Source organism: Arthrobacter sp. E44, assembly GCF_041877125.1.
Lineage (GTDB): Bacteria > Actinomycetota > Actinomycetes > Actinomycetales > Micrococcaceae > Arthrobacter.
In genome coordinates, this window is sequence record NZ_JBHDJA010000063.1 from 1 (window position 1) to 1,065 (window position 1,065).

Genomic DNA, 1,065 nt, shown 5'->3' on the forward strand with positions numbered 1-1,065 from the left:
GATGGGCCGTGCGTTGGAAGCCCGCTTTGAACGCCTTCGCCATCACCTTCAGCGACCGATTCCCGGCAGCTGAAAACTACTAAAGGAAACCGCCGGATACACCGTTAATGAGATAGTCCCGACCGTGACCCTCGCGGACACGGAGGAGAGCATCGAGGGCGTGACCGTGCTGGGCGATTACCACATGAACGGTGGCTACGACTGGATGGAACTGATCGAAGAGCACGGCTGGGCCGTGCTCTCCAGCTGGGGCTGTGACGGCTGGGACCTTGGCCAGTGGCCCTACGTCATGGTCGCCGTCACCCGCACCGCTGACAGGGTCGGCAACCTGTTTGGCATCGCCACCTATTGCGAGGGTGACGTGACCTGCTACTGGTGCAGGTGCGTTATTCGATCCGTGCGCTATTCGAATAGTTCTCGCTGCGTAGTTGGGGGTAGGCGTTCCAGGACCGGGCGGCGATGTCGGCCCAGCTGACGGCGGCTTCGATGCCGAGCCCGGTGAGATCGCATAGGGGCTGGATGGGCAGTTGCCCGGCCAGGTTGGTCAGCGCTGCGCCCCGCAGTTGCCGGGTGTCTATCCCGATTCGGGACAGGCCGCGGGTCAGGGCAGAGGAACTGAGGTGTTGTCCGGCATTGCGGGAGGGAAAGAGCCATCCTGTGGCGTTGGGAGTATGGCGCTGGGTTTCTTGCTGGTAGTGGTGGATCAGGTCCGCCAGGACGGGTTCGGCCAGGATGTGTGATGACCCGAACCATAGCCGTGTTTGTGTGCTGTTACTGGTGATCTTGGCGTTGGTCAGTGCTGCGATGTGTGTGAGGCGCTGGGCGTAAAGGCCTACGAACAGTCCTGCGATGCGAATTTTCGGCGGGATGGTGGTGTCTGTTTCGAGCTGGTGCACGACCTGGTGGTAGTCGGCTTCGGTCATCATGGATCCCCGGGTGTCGCTCCTGTCAATGGCCATTACGTTCTGCCCATGGGCGGCCAGTTGATGTGCCCGCTGGTGGCCAGTAAAACTGCCCGGTTATGGCCAACAGATCTGCCCACTGATTCGTTTCGGCGGGGTCGGC

The 1,065-nt window shown here is 61.6% G+C and carries 1 protein-coding gene and 1 pseudogene; one reads left to right on the forward strand and one right to left on the reverse strand.

The features are described 5' to 3' along the window. Positions 1-112: 112 nt before the first annotated feature. Positions 113-394, forward strand: a pseudogene (locus ACETK3_RS21320) (hypothetical protein); the annotation flags it as partial. Here ACETK3_RS21320 and ACETK3_RS21325 read toward each other — a convergent pair. Further along, positions 387-959 (reverse strand): hypothetical protein, encoded by a 573-nt coding sequence (locus tag ACETK3_RS21325; RefSeq protein ID WP_237429467.1) that lies wholly within the window; start codon positions 957-959, stop codon positions 387-389. The pseudogene ACETK3_RS21320 and the gene ACETK3_RS21325 overlap by 8 nt on opposite strands. Between the last annotated feature and the right edge of the window lie 106 nt (positions 960-1,065).